The following is a 14,785-nucleotide window of genomic DNA, read 5'->3' as shown; positions in this document are numbered from 1 at the left end:
GCGAACAGTTAGGGAACGGAACGGCTCCGCGCAAGCTTTGCAAACACCCGTCCGTCGATTGCGACAAGTCCCAGCGCAATCAGCGCGGCACCGATCATTTCCTTTGTCGCAAAGGATTCCCCAAGTACAAGGACGCCAAGGATGATTGCGACGACGGGCTGAATAAACGCAACAAGCATGGCATTGGATGCGCCCGCCCGGTCGATCAACCGGAAATAGAGGAAATAGGCAAAAGCCGTTGATGGTATGGCTAGGCCAATCGCACCCACCCACGCATCCCAACGGGCGAAGGGCAGGGTCCAGGGATGGTCGAAAAACAGCATGAACGGCAGGATGAGAATCGCCGCAGTGAACACCTGGCCCGTGGCGACCACAATCGGGGTCATCGTTGATTGCGACAATGTGCGCCCGTAAATTGCCGCAACTGCATAAAGTACAGTCGCAAAAAGGCAGGCGACTTGCGCCAGAACATCGCTCGTCATCCCCTTGAGCGCGCCGGTTCCCACCATCACGATGATGCCGGCCAGCCCGAGCAATACGCCCACGATCCGCGACGGCGTGGCTTTTTCATGCCGCGTGAACAGATGGGCAAGAACGACACCCCATAAAGGTGTCGTCGCATTCAATATGGACCCGAGCCCGGTACTGATATGGGATTGGCCCCAGAAAAAAAGCATGAAAGGAAAGGCAGCGTTCAACGCGCCCAACACAAATAACTGCTGCCAACTCCGGCGGTCAGTTGGCAGTTTCTGCCCCAGATATGCCAGTGCGATCAGCATGGGGGGCACCGCAAGCGCCATCCGCAGAAAGGCAAGGGTGATCGGCGGAAAGCTGCGCAAACCAAGCGCAATCAGGAAGAACGCACCGCCCCATATCAGCGACAGCAGCATGATGATGCCCCAATCGCCACCCGATATTCTGGGGCTGGTCACATTATTTCGTCCTGGCGAAGCAGCGTCAGCCGGGCTTTTCCGACATCGCGCACGGTGTCGATCACAAAGCCTTTGACGTCGATAGTTTCCTTGGTGTCCGTCTCGACGCTAATCCATGCGGATGGCGCAAACCAGCGCAAGCGTGCCAATTTGTCGAGCGCGACCGAACCTGCGCCGCTGGCATAAGGCGGGTCCATCAAGACAAGATCGAAAGGCTTGATGGCCGAACCCAGTGAAAGCACCGAGCCACGGCGTATGTCGGACTGCGCCTTGGCCCCGAGCTTGTCGATATTGGTTTCCAGCGCTTTCAGGGCGCTGGCGTCCTGCTCGACGAATGTGCAATGCGCCGCGCCGCGCGACAAAGCTTCCAGCCCCAAAGCGCCCGATCCGGCAAACAGGTCCAGTACCGCCAAGTCCTCAAACGAACCGAGGCGACTATTTAACATGGAAAACAGTGTTTCACGGGTGCGATCCGCCGTTGGACGCGTTGTATCCCCCTTGGGCGCCACCAAAGGGCGTGACCGCCACTGGCCGGCAATGATCCGCATTATTTCAATGTCTTTCGAAATTCGATCAGATCCACCCTTCGGACCTCTCCGACGGTTCCGGGGGGCATCTCGCCCAGTGTAAACGAGCCATAACGGGTTCGGATCAGGCGGCTGACTTCAAGGCCGAGATGTTCGAGCACGCGGCGTACTTCGCGGTTCTTACCTTCGGTCAGGGTCATTTCCAGCCAGCCATTGCGTCCGGTCCGACGCTCCAGATTGGCGTCGATCTTGCCATATCGAACGCCATCAATGTCGATGCCGTGTATCAGTTCTTCCAACTGGTCCTGTGAAACATCGCCAAAACAGCGCGCACGATAGGTGCGTTCGACGCCGGTCGAGGGCAATTCCATCTGTCGTTTGAATTCGCCGTCATTGGTCAGCAGCAACAAGCCCTCGGTATTCAGATCGAGCCGACCAATAGGCATCAGCCGCGGCAGATCCTTGGGCAGCACATCGTAAATCGTCTTGCGACCGCTAAAGTCGCGTTCAGCAGTCAGGCAGCCTTCGGGCTTGTGAAAGAGGTACAATTGGGTAGGCGCCGGCTGCCCCACAGCCTGGCCGTCCACGGCGACTCCATGCAGCGATTTCAGCAGGGTCGCGGGCGTTTCCACTTTCTCGCCATTCAGGGTAATCCGGCCATCGGCAATCATCCGCTCAATTTCCCGCCGCGAGGCAACACCGGCGCGCGCGAGCAGTTTGGCGATGCGCTCCTCACCGTCGGCACGCTCCAGCGCACCCTTCGATGGGGCAGCATCAGGCCGCGGTTTGCGCACAGTTTTAGTGTCCCAGCGCAGGCGGGGCGGTTTGGCGGCGCGCGCGGGCGCTCTGGTCGGTGGTTTAGCCATGTTTGCGCCTTTGACGCATTGCGACTGAAAAGTCACGTCACTGTTAAAGTCACTGGCCATTCAGGAAAATGGCGTTAGTCATTCGGACAAATACTATCGGAGGGGTCCGGATGTCAGTCGATTTAATGCGTTTCTTGATTTTTGTCGGCATATTGGTCGCAGTCGCAATGGTCGCGATGACGAGCAAAACGTTCCGGCCTTATTTACGCAAAAATCCGGCTATTGCTTTTTTGCTCGGCGTTTCGAGTGGATTTCCGCTGACATTGCTCATCGCCACGATGACTTTCTGGTTGGCACGAATCGGAATTGATACGGCGACTATCGGCTTCATGGTGGCGCTCGGAATCCCTTATACAATCAAGTTCCTTTGGGCGCCACTGGTCGACAAATTACCGTTGCCATTTCTGACGAAAACCTTCGGGCAACGGCGAGGCTGGCTGTTCTTCATTCAGGCGTTGCTGTTTTTCTCGATCTGGCAATTGGGCGCGAGCAACCCTCAGCAGGGCAATATGGGACTGTTCGCCGTCTGGGCTCTAATTACGGCCTTCCTGTCGGCGACGCAGGACATCGTCATCGACGCATATAGGATTGAAATACTCGAAGAGGATGAATTTGCACACGGCACTGCGACCAACCAGTTCGGCTATCGCACAGGTAATCTGATTGCTGGTGCAGGAACGATCTATTTTGCTTCGCAAGAGGGTCTAGGTCTTGGTTGGGCGACAGCCTACGGCCTGACAGCCTTTGCCATTATCCCCGCGATTATCGGCGCTTTGTGGGCAGGGCCTGGCAAGTTTGTCGATCGCTATTCACATGTTGCGGGCAAGACGCCGGGTCAATGGCTGACGGAAGCGGTCGTGAACCCTTTTCGCGAATTTCTGACGCGGCATGGCGCGTTTATCATTTTGGGCTTTGTGCTGGTTTATAAGGTCGGCGACGCGATGGGTCAGGCGATGCTTAGTCCGATGATCGTCGATCTGGGCTTTTCCGATACGGATTATATTACGGCGAACAAGCTATGGGGTTTTGGCGCGTTGATCGTTGGCTCTGCGTTGGGCGCGCCCTTTATCCTCTGGCTCGGCATGGGCCGCGCTTTGCTGATTTCCGGCCTGCTCATGATGTTTTCGAACGGCATGTTCATGCTTCTTGCCGCAACCGGCAACAGTTACTGGATGATGGTCGCGGCGATCTGCACCGAGAATTTGACCAGCGGTATCGGACTTACAGTGTTTGCGACTTACTTGTCGGGCCTGTCGAGCATCGCTTACACCGCAACACAGTTCGCGTTGCTGTCGTCCTTCGCGGGGGTCGGGCGGACTTTCATGGCTGGGCCTGCGGGTATAATCGCGGAAAACGTAGGCTGGTTCTGGTTCTGGGGATTCACCATTGTCGCGGCGATTCCGGGCATGTTCCTGCTCTGGCTTTTGTGGAGCAAAGGCTATGTTGTCCAAGGTATCCGGCAGACCGAGGCGGTTGATGAAACGAAGCTGAGGGAACCGGTGGGGCCAATCAGAATTGCCGGATTCCTGTTGGTTGTCGCTGGCCTGATCGGATTGCTGCTGTCGGGACCGTTGGAGTTTGCCAATAGTCTGACTGCGATTTTTGCGGCGTTATTGGTGGCAGGCGGATTACTGGCGTGGAAGGGGCAGCCGGCGAAGGTAGCCTAGTCCGCTGCTCTAATGTTGTCGTTCCCGCTATCGCTGGAATGACAACCACGGGGTTAGTCGGGAATTTGATTGTTGGCGCGCAAGACTTCGCCGGCAAGGTAAAGCGAGCCGCAGATCAATAGGTCGCCCGGCTGACCTTCAGCTGCAATCCGGGCCAACGCTGTGGACACATTATTCACCGGACTGGCGTTGACGATACCCAGCTCGTCTTGCACCAGTCTGCATAAATCTTCGGGATCATGATGTTCGTGCCCGGGCACCGGTACCGCATGAAGTGATACGATTTTTGCAGCAAAAGGTTTGATAAAACCCATCGCGTCCTTGTTTTTCAACATGCCCAGTATGACGTGAACCTGCGGACCACTTTCTAGGGTTTTTGCGATGGCGTCACCTGCATCGGGATTATGTCCTCCATCAAGCCAGATGTTTGAGTTTTCCGGTAACTGCGCTGTGACCGGACCCGCGGCGAGTAACTGCATACGCGCGGGCCAACGGGTCCATTCCATCGCAGCGGACAAAGCGGCTTCGGGGATATTAAGCGCCGTCTGGTGGCGCAGCATTGCAATGGCGAGTGCGGCGTTGTCGGCCTGATGGGAGCCGGACATGCGGGGCAGGTGAAGGGTAAGCTTCCCATTTTCGTCACGATAATGCAGGCGCCCTTCATAGGCAGCGGCATCCCAAAGAGTTCCGCGGGCCATTAGTTTTGCACCCGTTCGAGCAGCGGTTTCCAAAATAGTATCGCTCATCGACGCGGTATATTTTTGTGTAAGCAGGGGAGATCCGGCTTTAGCGATCCCTGCCTTTTCAAAAGCAATGCGGTCCAAAGGCGCGTTTGGTGTGCCAACTTCGGGAGCAAGCAAAAAGGCTTCGTGATCAATGCCAAGGGATGCGATACCGCACGCCACAGGCTTGACGAGAACATTGGTGGCATCAAGCCGACCGCCCAATCCAACTTCAACGATGCAGGCATCTGCGGGAGTACGGGCAAAGGCGAGGAATGCGACAGCTGTCGTGACTTCAAAGAAACTCGCCTGCAGTCCTTCGGCGTGGTCCAGCACTTCGGTTAGAAGCGAGGCCAGTATTCCATCCTCAATCAGCCGCCCCGCCACCCGAATACGTTCATTGAAACGCACCAGATGCGGGCTGGAATAGACATGGGTTGTCATTCCGGTCGCCTCGATTGCGCTGCGGAGGAAGGCGCAGGTCGAACCCTTGCCGTTCGTTCCTGCAACATGGAACACCGGCGGCAGGTGGTGGTGCGGGTTACCAAGCCGGTCGAGCAAAGCTGCAATCCGTTCCAACCCGAGAACATCGCGCCCGGGGGACAACATGGTCAACCGGTCGAGTTGTGCTTGAACGGCAGAGTCGGTGGAGATTGCGTGATCAGGCATTAGTTTGGTTCAACAGACATTTGTCTTTTCACTTACCTTAGTCATCCACTTGTTCTACTTTGTTACGCCCGCGAAGGCGGGGATCCATGGTCGGAACTACCGGTTTAAGTCGAACCATAAATCGCGCCACTCTGGGTTGTTTTGTTCGATAAGATTTATCTTCCAAGCGCGGTTCCACTTTTTCAACTGCTTTTCTCGCTTTATCGCGTCCCGCACACCAACATATTGTTCATAATATACCAAGCGTGTTGTGCGATTTTCACTAGAAAAGCCTGAATAAAGTTTTTCGCGATGCTCATGCACACGGCGATAAAGGTCGTTGGTGACGCCGATGTAGGTAGTACCATTTTTCTGGCTGGCCATGATGTAGACGAAGTAGGTTGGTTGCAAGTGTAGACCATGGATCCCCGCCTGCGCGGGGATGACAAAAAGGATGTCATGGTCGCGAAGGTCACATATTTGTGATCCGAAACGATTTTATCATCCAATACTCTTTTGTCACTTACAGATTTACGCGATATCGGCCCTCTCACTGTCATCCCCGCGCAGGCGGGGATCCAAGGTCGGGAATTGCGGTTTAAGCTGCCTTTTTCTCGGGCGCGAGATATCCAATCAGCTGCGACAGTACTCCGCGCAGGTCGTGGCGGTGCGTGACCATGTCAATCATGCCATGCTCAAGCAGGTACTCTGCACGCTGGAAACCTTCAGGCAGCTTTTCGCGAATTGTCTGTTCAATCACCCGCTGCCCCGCAAAACCGATGAGAGCCCCTGGTTCTGCAATCTGAACGTCGCCCAGCATCGCATAGGACGCCGTCACACCGCCGGTGGTCGGATCGGTCAGCACGACGATATAGGGCAGGCCTGCCTCATGCAGCATCTGTATCGCCACTGTAGAACGCGGCATTTGCATCAGAGACAATATCCCTTCCTGCATCCGCGCCCCTCCGGCAGCGGTGAAGATGATATAGGGGCATTTGGCGCGGATTGCGGCCCTTACTGCATCGACGAAAGCTTCGCCCACGGCCATGCCCATCGATCCGCCCATGAACGCAAAATCCTGAACGCTGATAACGGCAGTTTGACCGTTAACTTCGCCCTTGGCGCTGATCATGGCGTCTTGCTCTCCGGTGGCGAGACGGGCGGCTTTGATGCGGTCGGTGTATTTTTTGGTATCCTTGAACTTCAACGGATCTTCGCCCACGACCGGCGGCTTCAGCACATCGTAACTGTCATCATCGAACAAGGCGGCAAAGCGTTCGGCGGGTCCGATGCGGCCATGATGGTCGCATTTTGGGCAAACCGATTGGTTTTCCTCAAATTCCTTAAGGAAAATCATCGCGTTGCAGCCCTTGCACTTGTGCCAGAGCGTTTCGGCCGTTTCGCGCTTGGCGATGAAGGGTATGGCGTTGCGGACTCGGGTGACCCAGTTCATTTTCAGGCCTTTCTAGCTGCGACGATTGCGTGTTTCAGGGATGCCACATAATCGCGCAGAGCGCCAGCGGCGTTAATGCCATGCTCCGCCACCAGTTCTACAAGGGCGGACCCGACAACTACGCCATCTGCCACACGGGCGATGTTGGCGGCTTGTTCCGGCGTGCGGACTCCGAAGCCGACGGCGACGGGCAGGTCGGTATAGGCTTTCAAGCGGGTGACCGCCTCGTCAATGCTGGTTTGCACAGCCTGTTGCTGGCCGGTGATGCCGGCGACGCTCACATAATAGAGAAATCCGGATGCACCATCGAGTACCGTGGGTAAGCGTGCTTTGTCGGTTGTCGGCGTGGCAAGGCGGATCAGGTCGATTCCCGCAGAACGCAGCAACGGACCGAGTTCGGCGTCTTCTTCTGGCGGTATGTCCACACAAATCACCCCGTCGACGCCTGCCTTGTTGCATTCGGATGCAAACCATTCCCCGCCCCGGATCGTCATCGGATTGGCATAGCCCATCAGCACCAATGGCGTTTCGGGATGACGGGCGCGGAATGCGGTGGCATGAGCGAAAATGTCGGCGGTAGTGGTGCCAGCGCCAAGGCTGCGTATATTCGCCTCCTGAATGACGGGTCCGTCTGCCATCGGGTCGGTAAAGGGCATCCCCAGCTCAATGACATCCGCCCCGCCCGAGACCAGCGCGTCGAGATTAGCAGCGGTGTCTCCGTCGCCAGCGGTGATGAAGGTGACAAGTGCGGCGTGTGGTTTTGAGAAGGCGGCAGAGAGGCGGGTCAAATCACCGTCCCCAACGCCTCGGCAACGGTGAAGATATCCTTGTCCCCACGGCCACACAGATTCGCCAGGATAATCTGGTCGCGGTCCATTTTCTTGGCCTCGCGTTCCACCGCAGCGATGGCGTGGGCGGGTTCGAGGGCAGGGATGATACCTTCGGTGCGGCACAGCAACTGAAATGCGTTAAGCGCCTCGACATCGGTCACGCTGTCATAGCGGACGCGGCCGATTTCCTTTAGCCAGCTATGCTCCGGTCCTATTCCGGGATAATCCAGCCCTGCCGAAATCGAATGCGCTTCGGCGATCTGGCCGTCTTCGTCCTGCAGCAAATAAGTCTTGTTACCGTGCAAAATGCCGGGGCGTCCGCCAGCCAGACTTGCAGCATGTTCCTTTTCCAGACCATGTCCGGCGGCTTCGACGCCCAGCATTGCCACATCCTTGTCGTCGAGGAAGGGATGGAACAGACCGATGGCGTTCGATCCACCTCCGATGGCGGCGACCAGCAAATCGGGCAGACGCCCAGTCCGGCTGAGCATCTGGGCGCGGGCCTCTTTGCCGATCACGCTTTGAAAATCGCGCACAAGTTCGGGGTAAGGATGCGGACCGGCGGCTGTTCCGATGATGTAGAACGTATCATGCACATTGGCGACCCAGTCGCGCAGGCCCTCGTTCATGGCGTCTTTGAGCGTGCCCGCGCCGCTGGTTACCGGAATAACCTCTGCACCAAGCAAGCGCATGCGAAACACGTTGGGCTGCTGCCGTTCAATGTCTTTCGCGCCCATGTAGATGAAGCAGGGCAGGCCGAAGCGGGCACAGACGGTTGCCGTTGCAACGCCGTGCTGCCCCGCGCCGGTTTCGGCGATGATGCGAGTCTTGCCCATGCGGATCGCGAGCAAAATCTGTCCGATGCAATTGTTGATCTTGTGTGCGCCGGTGTGGTTAAGCTCATCGCGCTTGAACCAGATTTGCGCGCCTTTGCCCTCCGGTGCTGTCTTGCGTACGTCCTCGGTCAGTCGCTCTGCATAGTATAGTGGGGAAGGGCGCCCGACATAATGTTCGAGCAGATCGTCGAATTGCGCCTGAAAAGCCGGATCGGTTTTGGCCAGCCTGTATTCGCGTTCGAGATCCAGCACGAGTGGCATGAGTGTTTCGGCGACGTAACGACCACCGAACTGGCCAAAATGGCCGCGCTCGTCGGGTTGGTTGCGGAAAGAATTTGGGGTGGGGTCAGCTGTTGTCATAATCGTGCACCGCTTTGCAGAACTGGGCAATCTTGTCCATATCCTTGATGCCCGGCGCAGATTCTACGCCGGAAGAAGTATCCACCATTGGTGCGCGCGTCTGGCGGAGCGCTTCGGCTACATTGGAAGATGTCAAGCCACCGGCCAACGCCCAAGGCAGTTCATGGCGGTGATCGGCCAGAAGCGACCAGTCAAACCGCATCCCGGTTCCGCCGGGCAACGCCTGAGCAGGGGCATCGAACAGCAACAGGTCGACTGCGCCGACAAAACGCGCACTTTGCCTCAAGGTTTCAGCATCCTTGATGCCAAGAGCTTTCCATATTTCAACCGACGTCGCGTCTTTTTGTATACGCAGCCATTCGGGTGTTTCATCGCCGTGAAATTGCAGGACATCTGGCTTGACGATTTCCATCGCTTTTGCGGTAAAATCCGGCTCGGCATTGACGAGCAATAGTACAACCTTCACCTGCTCCGGCGTCCGCATCCGTAATGCGGCGGCTTGTTCAAGCGGGACGTAGCGAGGGCTTTTGGCATAGAGATTAAGCCCGATATGGGTCGCCCCCGCCCGCGCTGCGGCATCAACACCCGCCGAGTCATTAAGACCGCAAATTTTGATTTGGGTGAACTTACTCATCGAACGATAAAAAGTTGCATTTCAAATCGATCAAGGTCCTGCCCATTCAAATCTACGGTTTCCTTCTTTAGGTTTTCAAAGCCCATCGCGGAGAATGCTGGTTGGGCCATAAGGCTGGCATGGACAAGAATCTTTGAATGTCTCTGCGATACGGCCAATTCGAAGATCATGGCAAACAGTTTTCTGAATATTCCGGTGCCTTGATAAGCCGGTCGGATAAAAGCAAAATCTAGATACCCATCCTGTGTAAGGCTCATCAGACCCACGATAGTGTCGCATGTTTCGGCCACAGCGACTGATTGTACCGCCAAATGTTGATGCCAATCAGGTCCAGATTTTGGCGCTGAAAGCCAAGCGTGTCTCTGGGCTTCATCATAAAGGCTGGGGCCGTTTCTAACGGCGTCAAAGATAACTTCGCCGAGGACATCATAATCGGCTGAATCGGCCCACCGATAGCTTACGGTCATTCCTTACAGCGTCCCGACGATAGCCCGCGCTGCGTCATCGGGGCTTTCAGCCTTGGTAATCGGACGGCCCACCACCAATATGCTGGCACCATCGTCGCGGGCCTGCCGCGGGGTGACCGTACGTTTCTGGTCACCGCTAAGGCCACCCTCAGCGCGCAGGCCTGGGACGACAAAAAAGCCGTCTTTCCAGAGCTTCTTGACCGCTTTTATTTCATGGCCGGAACACACGATACCGTCCAGCCCGGCCTCTTGCGCCAAAGCGGCGAGGCGGGCGACCTGAACATCGGGGCTATCTGCCACGCCGACGCGGTTCAAGTCATGATCGTCGAGGCTGGTCAATACCGTCACGGCGACAACTTTGGTATGCGCCCCTGCTGCTGCCTTTGCATCCTCCATCATCGCGCGACCGCCGGCCGCGTGGATGGTAACGATTGCTGGTTCAAGTGCGTGGATCGCCTGCATGGCCTTGGCAACCGTATTGGGAATGTCATGCAATTTCAGGTCAAGGAAGATGGGCAACCCCAGTTTTTGCACTTCATGCACACCATGATGACCATTGGCGCAGAAAAATTCGAGGCCCAGTTTAACACCGCCCACATGGTTCTTGATTTTGCGCGTAAGTTCCAGCGCAGTTTCGAGATAGGGTGTGTCAATAGCGACAAAAAGCGGGTTGCTCATATCGCATCTCCTGAAGCGTAGCTAGGGCCGGGCGCGGCGGTTTGCGGGGGCGGAGTGATGGTCCGCTGATTTCCCTCCAGCGTCAAAATGCGCCGCCTCATTCGCCATAAAAGCGTTCGGTGAATGAAATAAAGCGGAAAAAAGCCCAAAAAGAAGGCCGCAATTACCAAAGCCGGCAATTTCGTGTCGAGACGCATACCGCCCCAAAGACTGATCGAAACCGGAACCCAATTGTTCATCGCAAACACGATCAGGCCCACTATCGCGGTTACCCAGATTAGTGTTTTGAGAAATCGCATGGGGGGTAGGCTCCTTTTGCTCTACCTTATGGAATGTTTGTCGGCTTGGGTAGGGGGAATAACCTAACCGAACACCCGATCAAAAATCGTATCAACATATTTGAAATGATAATCGAGATTAAACCGGTCTTCCATCTCGGTAGCGCTCATTTTTGCCGCCACGTCGGGGTCGGCTTTGAGCAGTTCCAAAAGCGACAATGCGCCATCGGATTCCCATACTTTCATCGCGTTGCGCTGGACGATGGCATAGCTGTCTTCGCGGCTTATACCGGCTTGTGTGAGCGCGAGCAGAACGCGCTGCGAATGAACAAGTCCGCCCATCCGGTCTAGATTTTTCTGCATACGCGCTGGATAAACCAGCAGTTTTTCGACAACACCGGTCAATCGACCGAGGGCAAAATCCAGCGTGATGGTCGCATCGGGGCCGATATAGCGTTCCACCGAGGAGTGCGAAATATCCCGCTCATGCCAAAGCGCCACATTCTCCATCGCGGGGGTCACTGCACTGCGAACCATACGGGCAAGGCCGGTCAGATTTTCCGTCAGGATAGGGTTGCGTTTGTGGGGCATGGCCGAGCTGCCTTTTTGCCCTGGTGAAAAATATTCCTCTGCCTCCAGCACTTCGGTGCGTTGCAGATGGCGTATTTCGACGGCGAGCCGTTCAATGGACGAGGCGATGACGCCCAGTATCGCGAAGAACATCGCATGCCGGTCGCGGGGGATGACCTGTGTGGACACCGGTTCAACCGAAAGGCCTAGCTTTGCGGCTACGTGGGCCTCGACCTTCGGATCGATATTGGCAAATGTTCCAACGGCACCCGATATCGCGCAAGTTGCAATCTCGGCCCGTGCGGCAACCAGACGTTCACGTCCCCGTGCAAATTCGGCATAAGCCTGAGCCAGTTTCAGGCCGAAGGTAACCGGTTCGGCGTGGATACCGTGGCTTCGGCCAATGGTCGGTGTGAATTTATGCTCCAGCGCCCGCGTTTTCAGGGCGGCGAGCAGCGCGTCCATATCCGCCAGAAGAAGGTCCGTCGCCTGTGTCAACTGGACGGCAAGGCACGTATCCAGCACATCCGAGGATGTCATACCCTGATGCATGAAGCGCGCTTCGTCGCCTACCTGTTCGGCAACCCATGTCAGGAAAGCTATAACGTCATGTTTGGTAACCGCTTCGATGGCGTCAATTGCCGCCACATCGATGGCCGGGTTTGTCGCCCACCACGCCCACAATGCTTCCGCCGCGGACTTCGGGACTACGCCCAATTCTGCAAGGGCATCCGTGGCATGGGCCTCGATTTCAAACCAGATTCGAAATCGGTTCTCCGGCTCCCAGATTTTGGTCATGGCGGGGCGGGAATAACGAGGGATCATGGGCGCAGCTTTCAGCAGAATATCAGAGTCGGGGCCCCGTTAGCAGAGCAAGCGATTGATAACAAATCTGTGGATTGCTGAATTCGCCACTTTGCGCTGTGCGTAACCGCCGCTATCGGGGCTGCAATGTCTGATATAGTTGATACATTACCCGAAGATCCATTCGACGCCATCGTCGATGCGCCTTTTGATGTTGCTTTGTCGGAACGTTATCTGATTTACGCGATGTCGACAATAACCGCGCGGTCTTTGCCGGATTTGCGCGACGGCCTGAAACCCGTGCACCGGCGCCTGTTATGGGCGATGCGTTTGTTGAAACTTGATCCGTCGCAGGGCTACAAGAAATGCGCCCGCGTTGTGGGTGACGTTATCGGTAAATATCATCCGCATGGTGACCAGTCAGTCTATGACGCGATGGTGCGTCTCGCGCAGACTTTTTCGCTCCGTTATCCGCTGGTCGACGGGCAAGGAAATTTTGGCAATATCGACGGCGATAATGCGGCGGCTTATCGCTATACAGAGGCCCGCCTGACCAAGACCGCCATCGAGTTGATGAATGGTCTTGATGAAAACGCCTCGGATTTCCGCCCAACTTATAATGGGGAAGATGAAGAACCCGAGGTGATGCCGGGGCTTTTCCCCAATCTGCTAGCCAACGGGGCAAGTGGCATCGCCGTGGGCATGGCGACCAGCATTCCATCGCACAATGTAGCGGAAATCATTGATGCCGCGACCCTGTTGATTGACGAACCATCAGCCACGCATGAGCAAATTATGAACATCGTGCAGGGCCCCGATTTTGCAACGGGCGGCCTGTTGGTGGACAGCAAGGACGTCATCAGCGCCGCCTATGCAAGCGGTCGCGGCGCGATGCGTGTCCGGGCTCGGTTCTCGACCGGGCGGGACGAGGCGGGGAATTGGGAACAAACCGGCGTTGAAAAACAGTCGGGCGGCACATGGCAACTTGTGGTCTCGGAAATTCCCTACCAGGTTCAAAAGGGCAAGTTGATCGAGCAGATCGCCCAACTGATTGCCGACAAGAAATTGCCGATATTGGAGGACATTCGCGACGAAAGTGACGAACTGATCCGGATCGTTTTGGTTCCCAAAAGCCGCAATGTCGACCCGGATGACCTGAAAAACGCGCTGTTCCGCCTGACCGATCTGGAAACCCGCTTCTCGCTGAACCTCAACGTCCTGGATGCAGAGCGTACGCCGCGGGTCATGGGCATTGGTGAGGTGCTTCGGCACTGGCTGCACCATCAGCTTGAAGTATTGGTACGCCGGTCACAGCACCGCCTCGACAAGATTGATGCCCGTCTGGAACTGCTTGCAGGCTATATCATCGCGTTCCTCAATCTGGACCGGATTATCGAGATCATCCGGACCGAAGATGAACCCAAACCTACGATGATGGAAGAATTCCAGCTCAACGACCGACAGGCCGAAGCCATATTGAACATGCGGCTGCGGTCGCTGCGTCGGCTTGAAGAAATGGAGCTTCGCCGTGAACTTGGCGAGTTGCAGGCTGAACGCGAAGAATTGGTGAAGCTGATTGAAAGCCCAGTGCGACAAAAGACGCGGCTTAAAAAGGATTTGGCGGCTTTACGCAAAAGCTATTCCGAGGACACCGAATTGGGCCGGCGTCGCACGTCGTTGGAAGAAGCCGGACAGGCGAGGGAAATTTCGCTCGAAGCCTTTGTCGAGCGCGAACCGGTGACGGTCATTATGTCGAAGAGGGGCTGGATCAAGGCCATGAAGGGTCATGCGGACTTGTCGGCAAAAGCGGACTATAAGTTCAAGGAAGGCGACAGCCTCGCCTTCGCATTCCATACCCAGACGACGGACAAGATACTAATCGCCACGGCAAATGGCCGTTTCTACACAGTGGGTGCCGACAAATTGCCCGGCGCGCGCGGCTTTGGTGAGCCCGTCGGGTCGATGATCGATATTGAAGCGGGTAATGACATTGTTTCTGTCTTTCCGGCAACGGCCAATGGCCGGATGTTGCTGGCGGCGTCGACAGGCAAAGGCTTTATCGCAAAAATGGCGGACGTCATTGCCGAGACCCGCAAGGGACGCGGCGTCGTGACGCTGAAACCTGGTGTGCGGTTGAAGGTTGTGCGACCTGCGCCGCCTGAAACCGAAGATGAAGCGGTGCTGAAGGACCAGTATCTCGCTGTCGTCGGCGAAAACCGTAAGCTCGTGGTTTTCCCGTTGAGCGAGGTGCCGGAAATGTCCAAGGGGCAGGGTGTGACGCTGCAACGGTATAAAGATGGCGGTCTTGCCGACGCCATGTGCTTCCTTCTGAGCGAAGGGCTGAGCTGGGCTATGGGTGGCGAGAGTGGGCGGATGCGGACCGAGAATGACATGTCGCTCTGGCGCGTGGCGCGGGGGGCGGCGGGAAGACTCCCTCCCCAAGGATTTCCGCGTAATAACCGGTTTGACTAACAATCGGCTTGTCGAAAATTAACCAAATATCCACCAAAATC

General features: G+C 56.3%; 15 protein-coding genes. 2 read left to right on the top strand and 13 right to left on the bottom strand.

Annotation, left to right across the window (positions count from 1 at the left end; genetic code table 11):
* Positions 1 to 8 precede the first annotated feature (8 nt).
* Genes ACEW72_RS05375 through ACEW72_RS05365 form a run of 3 tightly spaced genes read right to left on the bottom strand, consistent with a single transcriptional unit; the run spans position 9 to position 2,325 of the window.
* Positions 9 to 932 (bottom strand): DMT family transporter, encoded by a 924-nt coding sequence (locus ACEW72_RS05375; protein WP_373475352.1) that lies wholly within the window; start codon positions 930 to 932, stop codon positions 9 to 11.
* Positions 929 to 1,480 (bottom strand): 16S rRNA (guanine(966)-N(2))-methyltransferase RsmD, encoded by a 552-nt coding sequence (rsmD, locus tag ACEW72_RS05370; protein WP_373475351.1) that lies wholly within the window; start codon positions 1,478 to 1,480, stop codon positions 929 to 931. The genes ACEW72_RS05375 and rsmD overlap by 4 nt, the downstream gene beginning before the upstream one ends.
* Positions 1,480 to 2,325: a pseudouridine synthase gene (locus tag ACEW72_RS05365; protein WP_373475350.1), complete on the bottom strand. Its 846-nt coding sequence runs from the start codon at positions 2,323 to 2,325 to the stop codon at positions 1,480 to 1,482. Before ACEW72_RS05365 ends, rsmD begins: the two co-directional genes overlap by 1 nt.
* 110 nt (positions 2,326 to 2,435) lie before the next feature.
* Here ACEW72_RS05365 and ACEW72_RS05360 point away from each other — a divergent pair, with 110 nt between their 5' ends.
* Positions 2,436 to 3,992, top strand: a complete 1,557-nt coding sequence (locus tag ACEW72_RS05360) for an MFS transporter (RefSeq protein WP_373475349.1) — start codon at positions 2,436 to 2,438, stop codon at positions 3,990 to 3,992.
* Positions 3,993 to 4,045: 53 nt separating this feature from the next.
* On the opposite strand, the gene ACEW72_RS05355 is transcribed toward ACEW72_RS05360, so the two are convergent.
* The 10 genes from ACEW72_RS05355 to purB all read right to left on the bottom strand — a co-directional run bounded on the left by ACEW72_RS05355 (position 4,046) and on the right by purB (position 12,293).
* Positions 4,046 to 5,383: a folylpolyglutamate synthase/dihydrofolate synthase family protein gene (locus ACEW72_RS05355; RefSeq protein WP_373475348.1), complete on the bottom strand. Its 1,338-nt coding sequence runs from the start codon at positions 5,381 to 5,383 to the stop codon at positions 4,046 to 4,048.
* A 96-nt stretch (positions 5,384 to 5,479) separates the two neighbouring features.
* The gene (locus ACEW72_RS05350; protein ID WP_373475347.1) at positions 5,480 to 5,773 is read right to left on the bottom strand and encodes a GIY-YIG nuclease family protein; all 294 of its coding nucleotides are present in this window, start codon (positions 5,771 to 5,773) and stop codon (positions 5,480 to 5,482) included.
* Between the two features lie 187 nt (positions 5,774 to 5,960).
* Entirely contained in the window at positions 5,961 to 6,815 is an 855-nt protein-coding gene (gene accD, locus ACEW72_RS05345) for an acetyl-CoA carboxylase, carboxyltransferase subunit beta (RefSeq protein ID WP_373475346.1), read from the bottom strand.
* 2 nt (positions 6,816 to 6,817) lie between these two features.
* Positions 6,818 to 7,603 carry a tryptophan synthase subunit alpha gene (gene trpA / locus ACEW72_RS05340; protein WP_373475345.1) on the bottom strand — a complete coding sequence of 262 codons (786 nt, stop codon included), beginning with the start codon at positions 7,601 to 7,603 and terminating at the stop codon, positions 6,818 to 6,820.
* The gene (trpB, locus tag ACEW72_RS05335; RefSeq protein ID WP_373475344.1) at positions 7,600 to 8,841 is read right to left on the bottom strand and encodes a tryptophan synthase subunit beta; all 1,242 of its coding nucleotides are present in this window, start codon (positions 8,839 to 8,841) and stop codon (positions 7,600 to 7,602) included. The genes trpA and trpB overlap by 4 nt, the downstream gene beginning before the upstream one ends.
* Positions 8,828 to 9,475: a phosphoribosylanthranilate isomerase gene (locus ACEW72_RS05330; protein ID WP_373475343.1), complete on the bottom strand. Its 648-nt coding sequence runs from the start codon at positions 9,473 to 9,475 to the stop codon at positions 8,828 to 8,830. The genes trpB and ACEW72_RS05330 overlap by 14 nt, the downstream gene beginning before the upstream one ends.
* Positions 9,472 to 9,942, bottom strand: a complete 471-nt coding sequence (locus tag ACEW72_RS05325; RefSeq protein WP_373475342.1) for a GNAT family N-acetyltransferase — start codon at positions 9,940 to 9,942, stop codon at positions 9,472 to 9,474. The genes ACEW72_RS05330 and ACEW72_RS05325 overlap by 4 nt, the downstream gene beginning before the upstream one ends.
* Before the next feature lie 3 nt (positions 9,943 to 9,945).
* Positions 9,946 to 10,620, bottom strand: coding sequence for an orotidine-5'-phosphate decarboxylase (gene pyrF / locus ACEW72_RS05320; RefSeq protein ID WP_373475341.1), 675 nt, complete (start codon positions 10,618 to 10,620; stop codon positions 9,946 to 9,948).
* On the bottom strand, positions 10,617 to 10,919 hold the full coding sequence (locus tag ACEW72_RS05315; protein WP_373475340.1) for a hypothetical protein: 303 nt from the start codon (positions 10,917 to 10,919) through the stop codon (positions 10,617 to 10,619). Before ACEW72_RS05315 ends, pyrF begins: the two co-directional genes overlap by 4 nt.
* Before the next feature lie 63 nt (positions 10,920 to 10,982).
* Entirely contained in the window at positions 10,983 to 12,293 is a 1,311-nt protein-coding gene (gene purB / locus ACEW72_RS05310; RefSeq protein WP_373475339.1) for an adenylosuccinate lyase, read from the bottom strand.
* Positions 12,294 to 12,419: 126 nt separating this feature from the next.
* On the opposite strand from purB, the gene parC reads away from it, so the two are divergent.
* Positions 12,420 to 14,744, top strand: coding sequence for a DNA topoisomerase IV subunit A (gene parC / locus ACEW72_RS05305; protein ID WP_373475338.1), 2,325 nt, complete (start codon positions 12,420 to 12,422; stop codon positions 14,742 to 14,744).
* The last annotated feature ends 41 nt before the right edge of the window (positions 14,745 to 14,785 follow it).

This window comes from Sphingorhabdus sp. (assembly GCF_041737645.1).
Classification (GTDB): Bacteria; Pseudomonadota; Alphaproteobacteria; order Sphingomonadales; family Sphingomonadaceae; genus Sphingorhabdus_B.
Note: the sequence above shows the minus strand (reverse complement) of the source record. Positions and strands in the feature narration are given on the sequence as shown.